The organism is Streptomyces sp. UW30, assembly GCF_008042075.1.
Taxonomy (GTDB): domain Bacteria; phylum Actinomycetota; class Actinomycetes; order Streptomycetales; family Streptomycetaceae; genus Streptomyces.
In genome coordinates this window covers 87555-104356 of the sequence record NZ_RDBN01000027.1, presented here as the reverse complement: position 1 = coordinate 104356, position 16802 = coordinate 87555, and the positions used below count along the sequence as shown (strand labels likewise).

The following is a 16802-nucleotide window of genomic DNA, read 5'->3' as shown; positions in this document are numbered from 1 at the left end:
GACCTGACACACCACCCTGGCTATGCTCTGGCCGACCCCGATTGAGAGCGCTCTCAGCTTGCGGTTGTTCCACCCCACCTTGTTGGAACGACGAAGGGCAACTCCCTTGAGACGCAGCAGACTCAAGTACGCCGGCCTGGCCGCACTCCTGCTGTTCGGCGGCTTGACCGCGGGCGGCACCGGGCAGGCCGCGGCGGACGACTCCCCCACGACGGCCGATGCCGCGCCGGCCTCCGCCGGACTGCTCCAGGCCATGCAGCGCGACTTCGGCCTGTCGAAGGAGCAGGCCGAGACGCGCCTCGCGGCGGAACGCACCGCCATGGACCTCACACCGAGGGCGCGCAAGGCGGCCGGATCCGCCTACGGCGGCTCGTGGTTCGACCCGAAGAGCGAACGGCTCACGGTGGCCGTGACTTCGGACGCCCCCGCCACGACCGCACGGGAGGTCCGGGCCACCGGAGCGACCGTGCGCACCGTCACGCACAGCGCGCGGGAACTCGACGCGACCAAGGCACGCATCGACCGTCTCTCCGCGCCTTCGGGTGTCAGCGGCTGGCATGTCGACCCTGTGGCGAACACCGTCGTCGTGAACGTCGTTGACGGCAAGCGTGCTGACAACGATGTCCGCGGCTTCGTCTCCCGTGCTCGCGCGACCGGCCCCGTCACCGTCGAGACGGTCCCCGCCGCCCCGCGCACCTTCGCCGCGGGCACGGTCGGCGGCGACCCCTACTACACCGGCAACGTCCGCTGCTCCATAGGCTTCTCGGTGCGCGGCGGCTTCATCACCGCGGGGCACTGCGGGCAGGCGGGCGCCGGCGTCCGGGGCTGGGACGGCAGCTACATAGGGAACTTCCAGGGCTCCTCGTTCCCTGACAACGACTACGCCTGGGTGAACGTCGGCAGCGGCTGGTGGACCGTACCGGTCGTGCTGGGCTGGGGCACGATCCCGGACCAGCTCGTGCGGGGCTCGGCGGAGGCACCCGTCGGCACCTCCATCTGCCGGTCCGGCTCCACGACGCACTGGCACTGCGGCGCCGTCCTGGCCAAGAACGAGACCGTCAACTACAGCCAGGGCGCGGTGCACCAGATGACGAAGACCAGCGTCTGCGCCGAACCCGGTGACTCCGGCGGCTCCTTCATCAGCGGCGACCAGGCGCAAGGGGTCACCTCGGGAGGCTGGGGCAACTGCTCCGGCGGCGGGGAGACCTGGTTCCAGCCCGTCAACGAGATCCTCGGCCGCTACGGCTTGACCCTGCACACGGCCTGATCCGGAGTGGGGAGGGGCGGTTCGCGGCGATCCCCGGCCCGACCGTTCCTCCCTGCCGGGTGTCCGGTGCCGTGACGCACGAGCCGCCGCACGTCGGCCGACGGCCGTGCGGCAGGATGAGCACCATGAGCGTAGTCAAGATCAACGTACTGACCGTCCCGGACGAGCAGCMCGAGACGCTGGAGAAGCGCTTCGCCTCCCGTGCCCACGCCGTGGAGAACTCCGACGGGTTCGAGTGGTTCGAACTCCTGCGGCCGGTCGAGGGCACCGACACCTACCTCGTGTACACGCGCTGGCGGGACGAGGAGTCCTTCCAGGCCTGGATGGAGGGGCCCATGAAGGCGGCCCACCAAGGCGGCGCCAAGGAGGGCGAGCGGCCCAAGCCGGCGGCGAGCGGGTCCACGCTGTGGTCCTTCGAGGTCGTGCAGCAGGCGGGGCCGAAGAGCGAGTAGCGAAGAGCGATCGGCGGCGGGGGCAGGGTCCGGCCGGYCCCTGCCCCCGCCGTCACTCCTTCCCGGGCGCCCGGCGCGATCGGGCGACGGCGGCCAGTACGAAGGTGACGCTGATCAGCAGGGACCAGGCGCCGATCTTCTCCACTCCCACGGGCTGCCAGCCGTCGAGCTGGTAGGGGTAGCGCCAGGCGCCGACGTAGGTGGCGAGGTTCTCCGCGACCCACAGGAAGAAGCCGATCAGGACGAACGACAGCGCGAGCGGCATCCGGCGTCGTACGCCGCGCACGGTGTAGCGCACGGAGGTGCCGGCGGTGACGGCCAGCAGAGTTACGGCCAGGAGCCAGCGGACGTCGGGCAGCCAGTGGTGGCTGAAGAAGTTCACGTAGATGGCCGCGGCGACCAGGGCCGTCGAGCGGGGGCGGTAGCGGACCAGCTCCAGGTCGAACAGCTGCCAGGCACGGCAGACGTAGCTGCCAACAGCGGCGTACAGGAATCCTCCGTACAGCGGGACGCCCGCGAACTTCAGCACGGCCGGCTCGGGATAGCTCCACGAGCCCAGGGACACCTTCACCAGCTCGAACGCCAGGCCGATCACATGGCAGACGGCGATCACAGCGACGTCCCGCCCGTGCTCCCAGCCGCGCAGCCAGAACAGCAGCGTCAGCAGCACCCCGTAGACGACCAGCAGGTCGTAGCGGGCCACGGGCAGGCCGGGGAGCAGGGTGGACGCTGCCACGCCGGACATCAGGGCGATGGCGAAGGCGCAGGACCGGGTCTGTATCCACGCGAACTCGAAGAGCTGGCGCAGCGAGGTGCCCAAGGGGCCGGTGTTGCTTGCGGTGAACATGACTCATAGGACGAGCACCGGGCGTGAGCAGTTCACGCACAGATCATCCCGGGCGGAAATCACACGCCCCCTGCTGCTCGTGCCGGTCGAACCGGCACGAGCGGCAGGGGCGGCCAAGTCGCATTACGCGACGGCGGTTCCCTCGAGTTCCACCATCTGGCCGGGGATCGCCAGTCGCGTCACCCCGAGCATCGTGGTGGTCGGCGACACTCCGGCGGCACCCAACCGCGCCGCCAGCACGCCGTAGTGCTGGAAGAGAAGGTCGACGTCGGTCGTGTAGACGTTGAGCCGGACGAGGTTCGCGAGCGACATGCCGCCCTCACTGAGCACGGCCTCCAGGTTGTCGATGCTCAGCGTCAACTGCCCCGCCATGTCCTCCTCGTGCTGGGGCTTGCCGTCCGCGTTCATCGCGGTCTGCCCCGAGATGTACAGGGTCCGGGTGTGTCCGGAGACGACCTCACCCTGGTTGAACCCCATCTCCACCGACCACGGCACCGGGTTGACCGCCGTTCGTTCCACTGCCACGCCTACTCCATTCGATTCATTGGGAGTACGTACGTCCGCCGGCTCGCCAGCCGCCGACGTCGACGTCGTGTCAGTGAGCCTTCCAAAGAATCACGACATCCTTAGTCATGTATTTCGTTAGAGTTCTTGCATGCGCGCCGACCGGTTGGTCTCGCTGGTGCTCCTGCTGCGCCAGCGCGGTCGGCTGACCGCGGACACGCTGGCCCGCGAGCTGGAGGTGTCCACCCGCACCGTGCTGCGCGACATCGAGGCGCTGGCGGCGGCCGGCGTCCCGGTCTACGCCGAGCGTGGCCGGCACGGCGGTTTCGCGTTGCTGCCCGGTTTCCGGACCGAGCTCACCGGACTGAACCACGACGAGGCCCTCGCCTTGCTGACCGCCGGATCCGGGCGCGGCGAGCAGGTGTTCGGTCTCGGCTCGGCGCTCGCCTCGGCCATGCGGAAGGTCGTCGACGCGCTGCCCGAAGGCCACCGGGCCACCGCGAGCGACGCGGCCCAGCGTTTTCTCGTCGACCCGCAGACCGACCTGCTCTCACGCCGGCTGGTCGCCGATGAGGTACCCGACACCACCATGATCGAGGTCCGGCGTGCGGTGCTCGCCGGACACAAGCTGCGCATCCACTACGCGGCCACGGGCCAGACAGCGCAGTGGCGCACGGTGGACCCGATCGGACTCGTCACCGTGCGCGACCGGGGCTACTTGCTGGCCACGAGATCCGGCTCGGACCGCACCTACCGCCTGTCGCGGGTGTTGGCAGCCGAGGAACTCCCCGAACCTGCACAGCGGCCGGACCGGGTCGACCTGGACCGGATCTGGCAGGAGCGCTCCGCGCAGTTCCTCTCCGGCGGCGAGCACATCGCCGTGCTGGTACGGGTGAACCCGGCGCGGCGGGAGGACCTGCTGGACACCGCGCTGGCCGTCCGCGCGGAGGAACCCGACGCGGACGGCTGGCTGCGGCTGGAGGTGACCTTCCAGGATTCACGACACGCCGAATGGGCGCTCTGGCAGCTCGGCATGGACGCGGAAGCCCTGGCCCCGCAGTCGCTGCGCACCTCCCTGCGCAACCGCGCCGCCGCGATCGCCGCCCGCTACGGGGACTCGTCCTGACCGTGGAGGGCGTCCCGGCGCGGGCCGGTCGGGGCGCCGGTGCCCGACCGCGGCACGGCTTGGCGGTCAGTACCAGTTCGTGTTCGTCAGGACGTGGCCGTCGCAGGTCAGCAGGGCGCGTGAGACGCGGCCGCTGAGGTTGTTGCCGATCTTCGTGTAGGCGTAGTTGATGCCCGCGTCGACGGTCTCCGAGACCCAGCCGTCGGCGCGCCCCGCCCCGGAGTTCGAGCGCTCGATGAGGGCGGCGCAGTTGGCGCGGGAGTTGTCGATGCGGGCGTAGGAACCGCACCTGTCGGAGTAGAAGTACTTCAGGGACATGCCCGAGGCGGTCTTGGTCGGCCCGACCTGCCTGAAGCTGCCGGTGCAGCCGCCGACGGTCGGGTACTGGCCCTCGAATCCGTAGGCCCCGTAGTTGCCGCCCGAGAACGGCTCGGCGTCGGCGGTGACCGGGGTGAGCGCCAGCATCACGGCGGCGCCCGATGTGGCCAGCAGGGTCTGGAGCGATCGGCGGCGCATGCGGTCCTCTTTCATGGTTCGGTGGTGTCCTCATCGAGCTGTGCTGCCTGCCGTCATCCGGTTTGGCACCACTTGTCGCCAGGACCGTACGGGCCGCCGCGCGCCTGCGGTACCTGACAAGAGTCAGGGTCCCTTTGACCTGGCGTCTCCCTAGGGTTGCGAGTGTCGGCCCCGTGCCGCACAAGTGACCCGTTCACCACAGGGGGAACCTCTCATGCCCACTCGCACTTTCGCCCGGGCCGCGCTCGTCGGCGCCGGCGCGCTCGCGCTGCTCGGTCCGCTCACCGCGGCGACCGCCGTCGCCGCCTCCGACACGGACCAGGGCGGCGCCCGCATCATGGCCGCACCGTACGTGGTCGTGTCGTACGAGACGGTCAACGTCCGCTCCGGCCCGGCGCGTTCCTTCGACAAGGTCGGCAGCGTCACGGCGAACCAGCCGCGCGGCGCGTACTGCTGGGTGCACGGCGAGACCATCAGGGACCACGGCTACACCAACGACGTGTGGGTCAAGCTCGTCGAGGGCTATGTGAGCGCCGTCTACCTCAAGGGCAACGAGTACGGCGACCTGCCCGCTTCCGCGACCTGCTGACCACCATCACCTTTCACGAGTACGGGGGACACACATGAAGACACAGCTGCGTCGCTACGCCACCGTCCTGGCGGTGGCCGCACTCTCCGTCGGCACCCTCGCCGCCACGGCCGCCGAGGCCGCGCCCGGGGCCGACAGCTCCGCCGTCGCGGCCGCGAACAACGGCGACCCGACCCTGACCGACGTCTACATCTGGGCGACCGACGTCAATCTGCGCAGTCAGCCGTCCAAGGACTCGCCGCGGCTCGCGGTCCGTTCGCAGTACTGGCTGGACGCCGTGTGCCAGACCCAGGGGCAGTACGTGTATGACCCCGCCGTCGGCGGCAACAGCTGGTGGACGGCCGTGCAGGAGTTCGCCGGCAGCGACATCGCGTGGGTGAACAACCTCTACATCCGGGGCGGCGAGAAGATCGAGGGCGTGCCCGACTGCTGACGGCAGGCAGGTCGGGGGAGGGCGGGGCTGCCGTCGAAAATCCGTTGCGGCCGCCGCGCACTCCCCCGGACCCTGTGGTCATGCCTTACGCCCTTCGTCCGGCCGGCCTCGCCGACGCGGCCGCCGTCACCGAGCTCCTCAACGAAGTCGACCGGATCGAGATCGGCCGGCCCGAGACCGACCTGCACACCGTCGAGGCCGATCTGAAGCGGCCCGACATCGCCCTGGAACGCGACTCGTGGCTGGCCTTCGACGGCGAACAGCTGGTGGCGTACGGCCTGTTGTGGGACGACTCGGGGGGCGAGCGCGTCGACGTCGACCACTATGTACTCCCCGACCACCAGCGCGCCGGTGAGCTGATCCTGGACGCGATGGAGGCCCGAGCCCTGGAGAAGGCCCGCGAGAACGGCGCCGCCAGGGCGGTGGTGCATCTGCACCTCAACACGGAGCCGACCCTCGACACGGACCTGATCACGGGCCGCGGCTGGTCCGTCGTACGGCGCTATCACGTGCTGCAACGGCCGCTGGACGCCGCCGAGGACCTCGTGCCGCAACTTCCCTCCGGCGTACGGCTGCGGGCATGCGCCGACGAGGAAGACCGTGCACGCGTCCACGCGTTGTACCAGTCGACTTTCGCCGAGCACTTCGACTTCCAGCCGCGCACGTACGACCAGTGGCTGCACGACGTCGACGGGGACGCCCTCGACTGGTCCATGGTGTGGATCGCCGGCACCGACGACCTGGGCGACGCCGGGTTCCTCATGTCGCGCGACGACCGTGAGGCCATGGGCTGGATCCGGAGCATAGGCGTGCTGCGTGAAGCGCGGGGCTCCGGTCTCGGCGGCCTGCTGCTGAGGCACGCGTTCGCCGCCTTCGCCGGGCGCGGGCGGGAGACGGTGGGGCTCGGCGTGGACACCTCCAACGCCACGGGAGCGCCCGCGCTGTACGCCCGGCACGGGATGTCCGTGCACTTTGCCGTGGACACCTGGGAGACCGTCCTGAAGTGACGGGCCGGGACCCGGGCGCTAGGTGACCGGGCCCGCCTGCGCACCCTGGGCGCGTGCGCCCCGTTGCTCGTAGCGGAGCGTGGCTCCCGTGACGAGCGCGCCGATGCCCTCCCACAGCCCCACGCCGAGGAAGCCGGACGGGGCCCGGCCGCCGATCACCGCGAGCGTGAAGACCGCGCAGGTGAGCAGGCGGAAGGGGACCGTCCAGCGGAAGAAGGCCTTCCAGTCGGCGAGCGCGGCCAGCACGTAGTAGACGCCCATGTTGAGCGCCGCCATGGAAGAGGCCGTCACGAAGACCGTCGTGTGGTCCCCTTCGGCACGCCGGGAGTCCGCGACGGGCGTGAAGCCCATGAGCGTGAGCAGGGCGTCCGGGGCGATGAGGCCCACCACGCCCAGTCCGGCGGCGAGGACGCCGAAGACGGCCATGGTCCAGCCGGACGGCGAGCGGGGCATGAGTGGCACGAAGTCCTCCACGGGCCAGGGGAGTTGAGTCTCGGGTACCCCCTGCATACCGTGCGGCCCCGGCCCGCGGCACACCGGGGCATGGCCGTGAGCCGACCGTCAGCGGTCACGGACGCCTTGTCGGGCGCCGCTTCTTCGGGCGTTGTTGTACAGGCGCAGCAGGTGCTTCGCGACCGCGCAGTGCGCGTTGTCGGCATAGCACTGCCGGCAGGTCCGCATGTGCTGTTCGTAGTCGGTGTGTGCCTGCTGAAGGGCATCGCCTTGAGACGACATGGAAGTCCTCGGAGTGGTCGACAAGAAGAGGGCGCGGCTGAGCGGGCGCCGAGGTGACCGGGAAGTGCACCTGAGAGAAAAGTGGATCATGTTACTTGTGGTACAGGGAAGTCGCGGCTCCGGCTGAGCCGTACGCCCCCCATGCGCTCCCATCGGCCCGGAAAACGCTTGGACTGCGCCGCCGCCCTCGCGGGACACTGCGTATCCGAATCGAGACTCCACGTAATCATTGCGGCGATGCCCCCTGCCCGCGGGAGCGCGTAGCGGGCAGCCGCGGAACATCACAGGGGTGGGATGGGAAAGCCAGAAGCACGCAGGGTTCTGCCGGGCAAACGGTCGGTGCTTCTCGCACTTCGCTACTACGGACGGGAGTTGGCCCGTCTGCGCCGGCTGGCGCTGCCGGCGATGCTGCTGTCGGCCACGGGCAACATCGGAATCAACTACGTCGCGCCGCTGATCGTCGCCAAGCTCGTCGGCGACATCGCCGACGACACGGGCGTCACCGTCGCCTCGGCGCTCCCGTACGTGCTCGGTTTCGTCGGGGTGCTCCTGCTGTCGGAGGCACTGTGGCGCGTCGCGCTGCACTGCCTGAACCGCCTGGACGCGCTGGGCATCGAGCATCTGTACGTGGTCGGAATGGACGAGTTGTTCGCCAAGGACGCCTCGTTCTTCCACGACAACTTCGCCGGGTCACTCACCAAACGAGTCCTCAGCTTCGCCGCCCGCTTCGAGCAGTTCGTGGACACGCTGACGTTCCAGATCGTGGGCATGTTCGTGCCGCTGGCATTCGGAGCGGTGGTGCTGTGGCGCTACGAACCGCTGCTGGTCGTCGGGCTCCTGGCGATGATCACGGTGACGGCGGTGTGCGTGGTGCCGCTCATCCGGCGCCGGCAGGCGCTGGTCGACCAGCGTGAGGAGGCGATCGCCCGGGTGTCGGGGCATGTCGCCGACAGCCTGATGAACATGGACACGGTGCGGGCGTTCGCCGCCGAAAGGCGCGAGGCCGCCGAGCACCGCTCCCGTGTCGCCACGTCCCGGCGGCTCACGCTGCAGTCGTGGGACTACGGCAATCTGCGCATCGACACCCTGGTCGCGCCGATGTCGGTGCTGACCAACGCGCTGGGCCTGCTGCTCGCGGTCACGCTCGGCGGCGGCAAGCTCGGCGTGGAGGCGATAGTGGTCGCCTTCACCTACTACAGCAACGCGACGCGGATCCTGTTCGAGTTCAACCAGATCTACCGTCGGCTGGAGAGCTCGATGACGGAGGCCGCGCAGTTCACCGAGCTGCTGCTGAACCCGCCGACCGTGCTCGACCCGCCGTCACCGGAACCGCTGCTGCCGGGGGCCCGCGACGTCCGCTTCGAGAAGGTGACCTTCGCCCACGCCGGGGGCCGGCCCCTGTTCGACGGGCTCGACCTGGAGGTGCCTGCCGGGGCGAGGATCGGCCTGGTGGGCCGGTCGGGCGGCGGCAAGACCACGCTCACCCGGCTGCTGCTGCGGATGACCGACATCGACGCCGGACGGATCCTGATCGGCGGTCAGGACATCAGCCGGCTGCGCCAGGCCGACCTGCGCGGCCTGATGGCCTATGTGCCGCAGGACCCGGCGATGTTCCACCGCTCGCTGCGGGACAACATCGCGTTCGGCCGACCGGACGCGGACGACGCCGAGGTCCGCCGCGCGGCCGAGGCGGCGCACGTCACGGAGTTCGCCGACGCGCTGCCGCTCGGCTTCGACACCATGGTGGGCGAGCGCGGCATCAAACTGTCCGGCGGTCAGCGCCAGCGGGTCGCCCTCGCCCGGGCGATCCTGCGCGACGCGCCGATCCTGCTGCTCGACGAGGCCACCAGTGCCCTGGACTCGGAGAGCGAGATCCTCGTCCAGGAGGCGCTGTGGCGGCTCATGGAGGGGCGGACGGCGCTCGTGGTGGCGCATCGGCTGAGCACGGTCGCCACCATGGACCGGCTCGTCGTGCTCGACCGCGGCCAGATCGTCGAGCAGGGCAGCCACGACGAGCTTCTGGCGTCGGACGGTGCCTACGCGAAGCTGTGGCAGCACCAGTCGGGTGGCTTCCTCGACGACAGCCCGGCCCGGGCCGAGCTGCCCTGAACTCGGCACGACCCCGCGCGGGGCGCTGCGCCACCGTACTGGCGGAGCAGCGCCCGCGCCCGGGCCGAGTGGCTGCCCGCTCAGACTTCGCCTTGCACCACGTGTCCGCGCGGCACCGTGAGACGCACCAGCGCCTCGGCGACGCGGGCGGCGAGGGCCGCATGCGAGGTGCGGCCCTCCAGGGCCTGCGCACCGGTGAGTCCGGCCCGGCCGAGGCCGCTCCGCGAGGCGCCCGAGCGGTGGCCAGGACCGCGCGGCGCGCGCATCGCCCGGCGTTTCGCCCCTGCGATGCGAGCTCAACTCTCCTAGGATGACCCGGTCTTGGCGATTCCAGATGGTTCGTGAGGTGGCCGAACATGTCCCATACGCCGTCCCGACGTAACGTTCTGCGCGGACTCACGGCCACCGGCGTGGCCGTGATCGGCTTCGCTCCCGCCACCCGCGGCTGGGCCACGACCGCGGACGCCGACGTACCGGACCTGGTGGGGATTCCCCCGCTGGACGGGACGCTGAGCACGGACGAGGCGTCGCTCGCGGCCGCGTCCGACGACTTCGGGCACATCGTGCACCGCCGCCCGGTCGCCGTGCTGCGCCCGGGGTCCGTCCGCGACGTCGTGACCATGGTCCGGTTCTGCAACACGCACCGTCTGCCGGTCGCACCGCGCGGCCAGGGACACGCCACCCACGGACAGGCGCAGGTCGCGGGCGGCCTCGTCATCGAGACGGCACCCCTCGCGCACATCGGCCCGCTCGGGCCGGACTGCACCACCGTGACCGTCGGCGCCGGCATCAGATGGAGCGAGCTCGCGAAGGCCACGATCGCCCACGGCCTCACCCCGCCCGTGTTCACCGACTATCTCGAACTGTCCGTCGGCGGCACCCTCTGCGTCGGCGGCCTCGGCGGCCAGACCCACCGGCACGGCGCCCAGGTCGACAACGTCACCGAGCTCCAGGTCGTCACCGGAGCCGGCGAGTTCGTGCGCTGCTCCCGGTCCCGGCGCGCCGACCTCTTCCACGCGGTCCTCGCCGGACTCGGCCAGTGCGCCGTCATCGTCGGCGCCACCGTCCGCCTGGTCCGAGCGCCGCAGACCGTACGCCATTACCTGCTGCCCTACGACGATCTGGAGACCTTCCTCGAAGACCAGCGCACCCTGGTGCGCGAGGGACGCTTCGACTACGTCGAGGGCCAGATCTCGCCGGACTCCGAAGGCTCCTTCCGCGTCCACACCCTGGAGGCGGTGGCCTACGGCCCGCCGGCCGGCCCCGCACCGGACGACACGGACCTGCTGCGCGGTCTGCGCCACAACACCTCCGGCGTCCAGCGCGCCGACCTCGCCTACTACGACTTCCTCGACCGGCTGGCCCCCGCGGTCGCCGCGCTGAAGGAGGCCGGCCTCTGGGCGTACGCCCACCCCTGGCTCAACCTGCTCCTCCCCGGGAAGTCGACGCCCGCCCTCGCCGCGCGGATGCTGGACGCCCTCACCCCGGCCGACCTCGGCCCCGGCGTCGTGCTGCTCTACCCGGTCCGGCGCGACCGCCTCACCACCCCGCTCCTGCGCGCCCCCGACGACGCGACGCCCTACCTCTTCGCCGTGCTGCGCGCCACCCCGCCCGACGACACCGCCACCGTCGAGCGGCTCCTGGCCGCCAACCGTGCCGCCTACGAGGTCACCGCGTCGGCGGGCGGCACCCAGTACCCGGTCGGGAGCGTCCCCTTCACGCGCGCGGACTGGCGCACCCACTTCGGCCCGGTGTGGCCACGGCTGGAGCGGGCGAAGCGCACGTACGACCCGCGGGGCATCTTGGTCCCGGGTCAGGGCATCTTCTGAGCCCTTCCACCCGGCCCCCCCCCCGCACATGACGTGGATGTTCGCCGTGTGTTGTTTCAGGGCTAAGATTTCTCCGGGGTTGCGCAGGGCCAGGAGCCCGCGTTTCACGACACGACCAGCCGTGAAGGGACGACATGGCTCAGCGCAGGGCGAAGCGGCCGGACGCCGTGGCGCGCATCGTGGAGGACTGGGCGCGTGAGCGCCCCGGGCTGGACACCTCGCCGCTGGAGGTGCTCGCCCGGCTGCATCGCGCCTATCTCCAGTACCAGTCGCGGCTCACCGCGCAGATAGAGAAGCACGGCCTGTCCGTCGCGGGTTTCGACGTTCTCACGGCGCTGCGCCGGGCCGGGGCGCCCTACCGGCTCACGGCCGGCCAACTGGCCGCCTCCGGACTGATCTCGTCGGCCGGAGTGACGCTGCGTCTCGACCGACTGGAGAACGACGGGCTCCTGGTGCGCGAGCGCGACGCGGTCGACCGTCGCGTCGTCTACTCGCGGCTCACGGACGCCGGACTGGAGAAGGTGGACGAGGTGTTCGCCGAGCACCTGGCGAACGAGCGGCGGATGCTCGGCGGGCTCTCCCTCACCGAGCGCCGTCAGCTCGCCCGGCTGCTGTCCGGGCTGGAGCACTCCATCGTCGAGTCCGACACGGCGGAGGAGGACGCGGCGGGCTGACAGGCGGCCCGCCCCTCCCCTCCCCCGGCGTCAGACCGTCGCAACCGCCCTGGACTGCTCCGTCGCCTGGGCCTGGTACAGGCGCCGAAGGCGGACCACACCCAGGTCGTGCTGGTACAGGTTCTCCCGCTGGTCGGCGTCGTCGGGCATGGCCTCCAGCATGACGCGGTCCTGTTCGAGGACCTGCCAGTGGCGTTCCTCGATGAGGGTCCTGTAGAGGAAGCGCCAGGTGTCCCGCTGCCAGCCGGCCACCCTGCGGTAGCGCCAGAAGAAGACGCCGGTGCGTTCGGCGTCCACCGGGCAGGCCATTCCGACGATGCCGAACGGGCCGCCCGGTCCGGCCGACGGCGGGTACGGGATGGAGAGGTCCACCCAGTCGACGCCGGTCCGGCACAGCTCCACCCAGTCGAAGTTGACGCCCCGCTGGTCGGTCTTCTCGAAGAAGTAGCCGCGCTCGGTCTCCCGGATGCGGAACTTGGCCCGGGTGTCGCCGTCGTACATGGTGTGCGACTCGTGGTGCAGGAACGCGCCGTGCATCGGGTCGAGCAGGTTCTCCATGGCGTACCGCCACGGGACGTTCCACTCGGCGTAGCAGAGGAAGGCGGAGACGGCAGGGTCGGTGAGCGGTTCCGGGAGGGTCAGATCGACCGGCTCCGGGTGCTCCTCGTCGCCGAAGTAGGCGAGGATCGCGCCGCCGACCTCGCGGACCGGCAGGGAGGTGACGAGTGTCTTGCCCTCCAGGTTGCAGCCGGGCAGGCCGGGCACGGAGGTGACGGTGCCGGAGCCGTCGACCTCGACGCCGTGGTACCAGCAGGCCACCCGGTCGCCGAGGTGTTTGCCCAGGGAGAGGGGTGCGCCGCGGTGCGGGCAGCGGTCGGCGAGCATCGACAGGGTGCCGTCGGCCTTGCGGAACAGGAGCCAGTTCTCGCCGAGGGCGGTGACCTTGCGCAGTCCGCCGGGCGCGACGAAGTCGGACGGGACGACCGGGTGCCACTGGTTGCGCAGGCCGTGGGCGTAGCTGTGGGCCGCGGTGTCGGATACGGAAAGTGGCATCTCAGGCTCCCAGGCGGTGCATCTCGGTGCGGAAGGTCTCCTCGGTCCAGGGCTCCCCGGACGGCGTGCGGACCTGGCGGGCGTTGAGCCCGGCGACGACGTCGGCCAGGTCGTGGCCGTCGTGGGTGAAGATCTCCTCAAGGGTCCGGGCGAGTTTCAGCTCGTAGGGGGTGGGCTCGTTCTCGCGGGTCTGGTGCGGGGCGAGGTAGGGCCAAGTGGTGGTGGCTTCGGTGGTCATGCAGGTCTCCGTACGGTTCACAGGTCCAGGACGAGACGGTCGGAGGCGCAGCGGGAGACGCAGAGCATCATCGTCTCGCCGGTGGCGCGTTCGGCCTCGCTGAGCAGGAAGTCACGGTGGTCGGGGGTGCCGGCGAGCACGCGGGTCTCGCAGGAGCCGCAGATGCCGTCCCGGCAGGAGGAGGCGACGGACAGGCCCGCGTTCTCGGCGGCCTCCAGGACGGAGGTGGTGGCGTCGACGGTCAGGGTCACGCCGGATCTGCGGCACTCGACCTCGAAAGCGGTGTCGTCGCCGTCGCGTTCGACGACGGGCGCGGCGAACCGCTCGACCCTCAACTGCCCTGCGGGGCAGGCCTCTTCGACCGCGTTGAGCAGAGGTTCCGGTCCGCAGCAGTAGACCAGCGCGTCGGCCGGCAGGTCGCGCAGAGCAGCCGCGAGGTCGGGGTGGCCGCGCTCGTCCTGCGGCACGAAGGTCACGTCGCCTGTGAGGGCGGACAGCTCGGCGCCGAAGGCCATCGAGGCCCGGGTCCGGCCGCCGTGGACCAGGCGGTACGGGACGCCGTCACGGTCGGCCTGGCGGGCCATCGTGAGGATCGGGGTGATGCCGATGCCGCCCGCGAGGAAGACGTACGAGGCGGCGGGCTCCAGCGCGAAGTGGTTGCGCGGGCCGACCGCGCGGACCGTCTGACCGGGACGCAGCTTGGTGTGCACATGGCGTGAACCGCCACGCGAGGACGGCTCGTCGAGCACGCCTATGCGGTAGGTCGTCGGGTCGACCGGGTCGCCGCACAGGCTGTACTGGCGGACGAACCCGCCCACGTGCAGGTCCAGATGGGCGCCCGGGGTCCAGCCGGGCAGCGGCTTGCCGTCCGGCCGGGCCAGTTCGACGGAGAGGACACCGTCCGCCTCCCAGGTCATCCGGCGGACGAGGAGGTCGAGTTCGTGCTCGTCGGCAGTGGTCATGGCGGCGGCCTCCCTACGCGGTGGGGATCTTGACGGGCGGGGTGAAGGGGTTCTTCATCGGGCCGAGCGCGGCGAGGTCGACCTCGACGAGGGTGGGGCCGTCGGAGGCGAGGGCCGCTTCCAGGACGGGTGCGGCCTCTTCCGGGGCGGCGACGCGGGCGTACGGCAGGGCGCAGGCCGCGGCGAGCGAGCCGAAGTCAGGGGTGAACAGGTCGACGCCTGAGCGCCGTTCGCCGTACTTGTCCTGCATGTTGCGCAGCACGCCGTAGCCGCCGTCGTTGAAGACGATCACGGTCAGGCGGGGGCGTTCCTGTGCCACGGTGAGCAGTTCGCCGAAGTGCACGGCGAGGCCGCCGTCGCCCGCGATCACCACGGTCGGCTCGTCGGGGCGGGCGAGTGCCGCGCCGATGCCCATGCCGAGGCCCTGTCCGATGCCGCCGCCGCGTGGGAAGACGTTGGCGCGCGGGTCGTGGATCGGCAGGAGCCGGTTGCCCCAGGAGGACGACGGGATGGTGACGTCACGGGCGACCACCGCGCCGCGCGGCAGGGCAGTGGCGAGGGCGTCGCAGAGGGCGGCCTGCGGTCCGATGTCGTCGTGGAGGGCGGCCCGGACCTCGTCGCGCACGGCGGTGACCCGGGCCGACCAGTCGGCGTCGGCGCGGACTGCGGCCCGGGTCAGCGCGGGAAGGACGGCGGCCGCCTCGCCGTGCAGGGCGTGGCGCGCCGGGTGGACCCGGCCGAGCGCGGCCGCGTCGGCGTCGATCTGGATGTGCGCGTCGGGGAGTTTCAGGTTGTAGTCGGCGGTCTCGTTGGAGCGGAAGTGGGTGCCGATCGTGACGAGGACGTCGGCGTCGGCGAGCAGGGCGCGCACGGCGGGGGTGGTGGCGAAGTTGCCGATCACGAGGGGGTGGTCCTCGGGCACGGAGCCGCGCCCGGAGTTGGAACTGAGCAGTCCGGCGCCGGTCGCCTCCAGCAGCGCGGCGACCTCCGGGCGGGCGTGGCAGGCGCCGCCGCCGGCCCAGATCAGCGGGCGCCGAGCGGTGCCCAGCAGCCCCTGGGCTGCGGCGAGTTCGGCGGCGTCCGGGGAGGGAGCCTCGCGAACTTGGGCCGCCTCGCCGGCGTCTTCCTGTGCCGCGTACTGGAGGTCGATGGGCCACTCGACGCTGGCGGGCCCGCCGGGCGTGGCGAGTGCCGCCGCGCTCGCCTCGCGCAGGACGCGTCCCGCGTCACGGGCGGACGTGACGGTGTCGGCGTACGCCGATACCGCGTCCAGCATGCCGAGTTGGTCCTTGGTCTCGTGGATGAACCCGCGCCCGCTGCCCAGGTACCGCGACTCGACCTGCCCGGTGACGTGCAGGACAGCCGTCCCGGACGACAGGGCCTCGATCAGCGAACCGGCCGCGTTGCCGGCGCCCGTGCCGGTGGAGGTGAGGGCGCAGCCGATCGAGCCGCGGGCACGTCCGTAGCCGTCGGCCGCGTTGACGGCGGTCGCCTCGTGCCGGACGGGCACGAAGCGCAGGTGCCGGTCGACGGCCTCCACGAGCGGCAGGTTGTGCACCGACACGATGCCGAAGACGGTGTCGATGCCGAGGGATTTCAGATGGGCGACGAGGAGCTCGCCCCCGTTGTCGTACCGCATGGGCAGACTCCTCACAGGATGCCGCGGCCGACTCCGCCGCAGACGTCGATGCTGGTTCCGGTGATGTACGAGGCGCGCTGCGAGAGCAGCGCGACGATCGCGTAGGCGACCTCCTCGGGACGGCCGAGCCGCCCCAGCGCGATGCCGCGGTCGGCGGCGAGTTCGGCCTGCCACTCCTCGTAGGTCAGTTGGCTGTCCGCGGCGGCGTGGCGCCGGGTCCACTGGCCGGTGTCGACGAGGCCGAGGCACACGGAGTTGACACGGATGCCCTCGGGGGCCAGTTCGGTGGCGAGGGACTTGGAGAGGTTGAGGATGCCGGCGCGGGCGGCGCTGGTGGTGATCAGGCGGGTCTCGGGCTGCTTGGCGAGGACCGCGTTGACGTTGACGACGGCGGCGGTGTCCGAGGCGCGCAGGTGACTCCGGGCGGCGGACAGCGGGTTGAGGACCCCCGCGAACTTCAGCTCCAGCTCGTCGCGCCAGTCCTCGGCGGTGGTGTCGTCGAGGCGCTTCATACGGGACTGGCCGGCGTTGTTGACCAGACCGTCGAGCCCGTCGCCGAAATGCTGGGCGGCTGCCTCCGTGAAGTGCCGTACGGCATCCGCGTCGCGGACGTCGCAGGTGCCCGTGTACAGCCGGTCGGGGCCGACCCCCAGGCGGGCGGCGGCCTTGGCGAGCCGTTCCGGGTCGCGTCCGCAGGTGGCGACGCGGGCACCCTCGTCGAGCAGGGCGCGGACCGTGGCCAGGCCGACGCCCGAACTGCCGCCGGTGACCAGGACGGTGCGGCCGGCGAGGCCGAGATCCATGACGTACTCCTTGCAGATG

The 16802-nt window shown here is 71.2% G+C and carries 20 protein-coding genes; 9 read left to right on the top strand and 11 right to left on the bottom strand.

All coding sequences use genetic code 11. The features are described from left to right. Nucleotides 1-106: 106 nt before the first annotated feature. Both EAO75_RS14500 and EAO75_RS14495 read left to right on the top strand, forming a co-directional pair. Complete coding sequence (locus EAO75_RS14500) at nt 107-1267, top strand: S1 family peptidase (protein WP_147995469.1); 1161 nt, start codon at nt 107-109, stop codon at nt 1265-1267. A gap of 125 nt (nt 1268-1392) precedes the next feature. Further along, nucleotides 1393-1719: an antibiotic biosynthesis monooxygenase family protein gene (locus EAO75_RS14495; protein WP_147995468.1), complete on the top strand. Its 327-nt coding sequence runs from the start codon at nt 1393-1395 to the stop codon at nt 1717-1719. Between the two features lie 52 nt (nt 1720-1771). On the opposite strand, the gene EAO75_RS14490 is transcribed toward EAO75_RS14495, so the two are convergent. Both EAO75_RS14490 and EAO75_RS14485 read right to left on the bottom strand, forming a co-directional pair. Then, the gene (locus EAO75_RS14490) at nt 1772-2566 is read right to left on the bottom strand and encodes a DUF817 domain-containing protein (protein WP_187284437.1); all 795 of its coding nucleotides are present in this window, start codon (nt 2564-2566) and stop codon (nt 1772-1774) included. 123 nt (nt 2567-2689) lie between these two features. After that, the gene (locus EAO75_RS14485) at nt 2690-3085 is read right to left on the bottom strand and encodes a RidA family protein (RefSeq protein WP_147995526.1); all 396 of its coding nucleotides are present in this window, start codon (nt 3083-3085) and stop codon (nt 2690-2692) included. Between the two features lie 136 nt (nt 3086-3221). Here EAO75_RS14485 and EAO75_RS14480 point away from each other — a divergent pair, with 136 nt between their 5' ends. Next, nucleotides 3222-4196: a helix-turn-helix transcriptional regulator gene (locus EAO75_RS14480; RefSeq protein WP_147995467.1), complete on the top strand. Its 975-nt coding sequence runs from the start codon at nt 3222-3224 to the stop codon at nt 4194-4196. A gap of 66 nt (nt 4197-4262) precedes the next feature. Here EAO75_RS14480 and EAO75_RS14475 read toward each other — a convergent pair whose 3' ends face one another. Then, nucleotides 4263-4712 (bottom strand): hypothetical protein, encoded by a 450-nt coding sequence (locus tag EAO75_RS14475; RefSeq protein WP_147995466.1) that lies wholly within the window; start codon nt 4710-4712, stop codon nt 4263-4265. Nucleotides 4713-4926: 214 nt separating this feature from the next. Between EAO75_RS14475 and EAO75_RS14470 the strand changes: the two genes are divergently transcribed. From EAO75_RS14470 to EAO75_RS14460, 3 genes are all read left to right on the top strand, one after another. Next, on the top strand, nt 4927-5301 hold the full coding sequence (locus EAO75_RS14470; protein WP_147995465.1) for an SH3 domain-containing protein: 375 nt from the start codon (nt 4927-4929) through the stop codon (nt 5299-5301). Nucleotides 5302-5335: 34 nt separating this feature from the next. Next, nucleotides 5336-5734, top strand: coding sequence for a peptidase M23 (locus EAO75_RS14465; protein WP_147995464.1), 399 nt, complete (start codon nt 5336-5338; stop codon nt 5732-5734). An 80-nt stretch (nt 5735-5814) separates the two neighbouring features. After that, a complete protein-coding gene (locus EAO75_RS14460; RefSeq protein WP_147995463.1) occupies nt 5815-6741 on the top strand; it encodes a GNAT family N-acetyltransferase in 927 nt (308 codons plus the stop codon). An 18-nt stretch (nt 6742-6759) separates the two neighbouring features. On the opposite strand, the gene EAO75_RS14455 is transcribed toward EAO75_RS14460, so the two are convergent. Both EAO75_RS14455 and EAO75_RS45845 read right to left on the bottom strand, forming a co-directional pair. After that, complete coding sequence (locus tag EAO75_RS14455) at nt 6760-7194, bottom strand: hypothetical protein (protein ID WP_261989295.1); 435 nt, start codon at nt 7192-7194, stop codon at nt 6760-6762. Between the two features lie 108 nt (nt 7195-7302). Then, complete coding sequence (locus EAO75_RS45845; RefSeq protein ID WP_187284436.1) at nt 7303-7476, bottom strand: hypothetical protein; 174 nt, start codon at nt 7474-7476, stop codon at nt 7303-7305. 294 nt (nt 7477-7770) lie between these two features. On the opposite strand from EAO75_RS45845, the gene EAO75_RS14450 reads away from it, so the two are divergent. After that, nucleotides 7771-9585: an ABC transporter ATP-binding protein gene (locus EAO75_RS14450; RefSeq protein WP_147995461.1), complete on the top strand. Its 1815-nt coding sequence runs from the start codon at nt 7771-7773 to the stop codon at nt 9583-9585. Between the two features lie 80 nt (nt 9586-9665). Here EAO75_RS14450 and EAO75_RS14445 read toward each other — a convergent pair whose 3' ends face one another. Continuing rightward, on the bottom strand, nt 9666-9851 hold the full coding sequence (locus EAO75_RS14445; protein WP_261989288.1) for a hypothetical protein: 186 nt from the start codon (nt 9849-9851) through the stop codon (nt 9666-9668). Nucleotides 9852-9941: 90 nt separating this feature from the next. On the opposite strand from EAO75_RS14445, the gene EAO75_RS14440 reads away from it, so the two are divergent. Next, nucleotides 9942-11414 (top strand): FAD-binding protein, encoded by a 1473-nt coding sequence (locus EAO75_RS14440; protein ID WP_147995460.1) that lies wholly within the window; start codon nt 9942-9944, stop codon nt 11412-11414. 134 nt (nt 11415-11548) lie between these two features. Beyond that, the gene (locus EAO75_RS14435; protein WP_147995459.1) at nt 11549-12088 is read left to right on the top strand and encodes a MarR family winged helix-turn-helix transcriptional regulator; all 540 of its coding nucleotides are present in this window, start codon (nt 11549-11551) and stop codon (nt 12086-12088) included. A gap of 30 nt (nt 12089-12118) precedes the next feature. On the opposite strand, the gene EAO75_RS14430 is transcribed toward EAO75_RS14435, so the two are convergent. The 5 genes from EAO75_RS14430 to EAO75_RS14410 are packed head-to-tail and all read right to left on the bottom strand — an operon-like array spanning nt 12119 to nt 16783. Next, nucleotides 12119-13141 (bottom strand): aromatic ring-hydroxylating oxygenase subunit alpha, encoded by a 1023-nt coding sequence (locus EAO75_RS14430; protein ID WP_147995458.1) that lies wholly within the window; start codon nt 13139-13141, stop codon nt 12119-12121. A 1-nt stretch (nt 13142) separates the two neighbouring features. Beyond that, the gene (locus tag EAO75_RS14425) at nt 13143-13379 is read right to left on the bottom strand and encodes a recombinase-like helix-turn-helix domain-containing protein (RefSeq protein ID WP_147995457.1); all 237 of its coding nucleotides are present in this window, start codon (nt 13377-13379) and stop codon (nt 13143-13145) included. Between the two features lie 17 nt (nt 13380-13396). Further along, on the bottom strand, nt 13397-14341 hold the full coding sequence (locus EAO75_RS14420; protein ID WP_147995456.1) for a PDR/VanB family oxidoreductase: 945 nt from the start codon (nt 14339-14341) through the stop codon (nt 13397-13399). A 13-nt stretch (nt 14342-14354) separates the two neighbouring features. Continuing rightward, entirely contained in the window at nt 14355-15980 is a 1626-nt protein-coding gene (locus EAO75_RS14415) for a thiamine pyrophosphate-binding protein (protein ID WP_147995455.1), read from the bottom strand. Between the two features lie 11 nt (nt 15981-15991). Then, nucleotides 15992-16783: an SDR family oxidoreductase gene (locus EAO75_RS14410; protein WP_147995454.1), complete on the bottom strand. Its 792-nt coding sequence runs from the start codon at nt 16781-16783 to the stop codon at nt 15992-15994. Nucleotides 16784-16802 lie beyond the last annotated feature (19 nt).

Bases quoted from the DNA above. Each gene is read 5' to 3' on its own strand.
- EAO75_RS14490 (WP_187284437.1), bottom strand. From the start codon at position 2,566: ATGTTCACCGCAAGCAACACCGGCCCCTTGGGCACCTCGCTGCGCCAG.
- EAO75_RS14420 (WP_147995456.1), bottom strand. From the start codon at position 14,341: ATGACCACTGCCGACGAGCACGAACTCGACCTCCTCGTCCGCCGGATG.
- EAO75_RS14480 (WP_147995467.1), top strand. From the start codon at position 3,222: ATGCGCGCCGACCGGTTGGTCTCGCTGGTGCTCCTGCTGCGCCAGCGC.
- EAO75_RS14465 (WP_147995464.1), top strand. From the start codon at position 5,336: ATGAAGACACAGCTGCGTCGCTACGCCACCGTCCTGGCGGTGGCCGCA.
- EAO75_RS14470 (WP_147995465.1), top strand. From the start codon at position 4,927: ATGCCCACTCGCACTTTCGCCCGGGCCGCGCTCGTCGGCGCCGGCGCG.
- EAO75_RS14475 (WP_147995466.1), bottom strand. From the start codon at position 4,712: ATGCGCCGCCGATCGCTCCAGACCCTGCTGGCCACATCGGGCGCCGCC.
- EAO75_RS14445 (WP_261989288.1), bottom strand. From the start codon at position 9,851: ATGCGCGCGCCGCGCGGTCCTGGCCACCGCTCGGGCGCCTCGCGGAGC.
- EAO75_RS14410 (WP_147995454.1), bottom strand. From the start codon at position 16,783: ATGGATCTCGGCCTCGCCGGCCGCACCGTCCTGGTCACCGGCGGCAGT.
- EAO75_RS45845 (WP_187284436.1), bottom strand. From the start codon at position 7,476: ATGTCGTCTCAAGGCGATGCCCTTCAGCAGGCACACACCGACTACGAA.
- EAO75_RS14440 (WP_147995460.1), top strand. From the start codon at position 9,942: ATGTCCCATACGCCGTCCCGACGTAACGTTCTGCGCGGACTCACGGCC.
- EAO75_RS14425 (WP_147995457.1), bottom strand. From the start codon at position 13,379: ATGACCACCGAAGCCACCACCACTTGGCCCTACCTCGCCCCGCACCAG.
- EAO75_RS14450 (WP_147995461.1), top strand. From the start codon at position 7,771: ATGGGAAAGCCAGAAGCACGCAGGGTTCTGCCGGGCAAACGGTCGGTG.
- EAO75_RS14430 (WP_147995458.1), bottom strand. From the start codon at position 13,141: ATGCCACTTTCCGTATCCGACACCGCGGCCCACAGCTACGCCCACGGC.
- EAO75_RS14415 (WP_147995455.1), bottom strand. From the start codon at position 15,980: ATGCGGTACGACAACGGGGGCGAGCTCCTCGTCGCCCATCTGAAATCC.
- EAO75_RS14455 (WP_261989295.1), bottom strand. From the start codon at position 7,194: ATGCCCCGCTCGCCGTCCGGCTGGACCATGGCCGTCTTCGGCGTCCTC.
- EAO75_RS14460 (WP_147995463.1), top strand. From the start codon at position 5,815: ATGCCTTACGCCCTTCGTCCGGCCGGCCTCGCCGACGCGGCCGCCGTC.
- EAO75_RS14435 (WP_147995459.1), top strand. From the start codon at position 11,549: ATGGCTCAGCGCAGGGCGAAGCGGCCGGACGCCGTGGCGCGCATCGTG.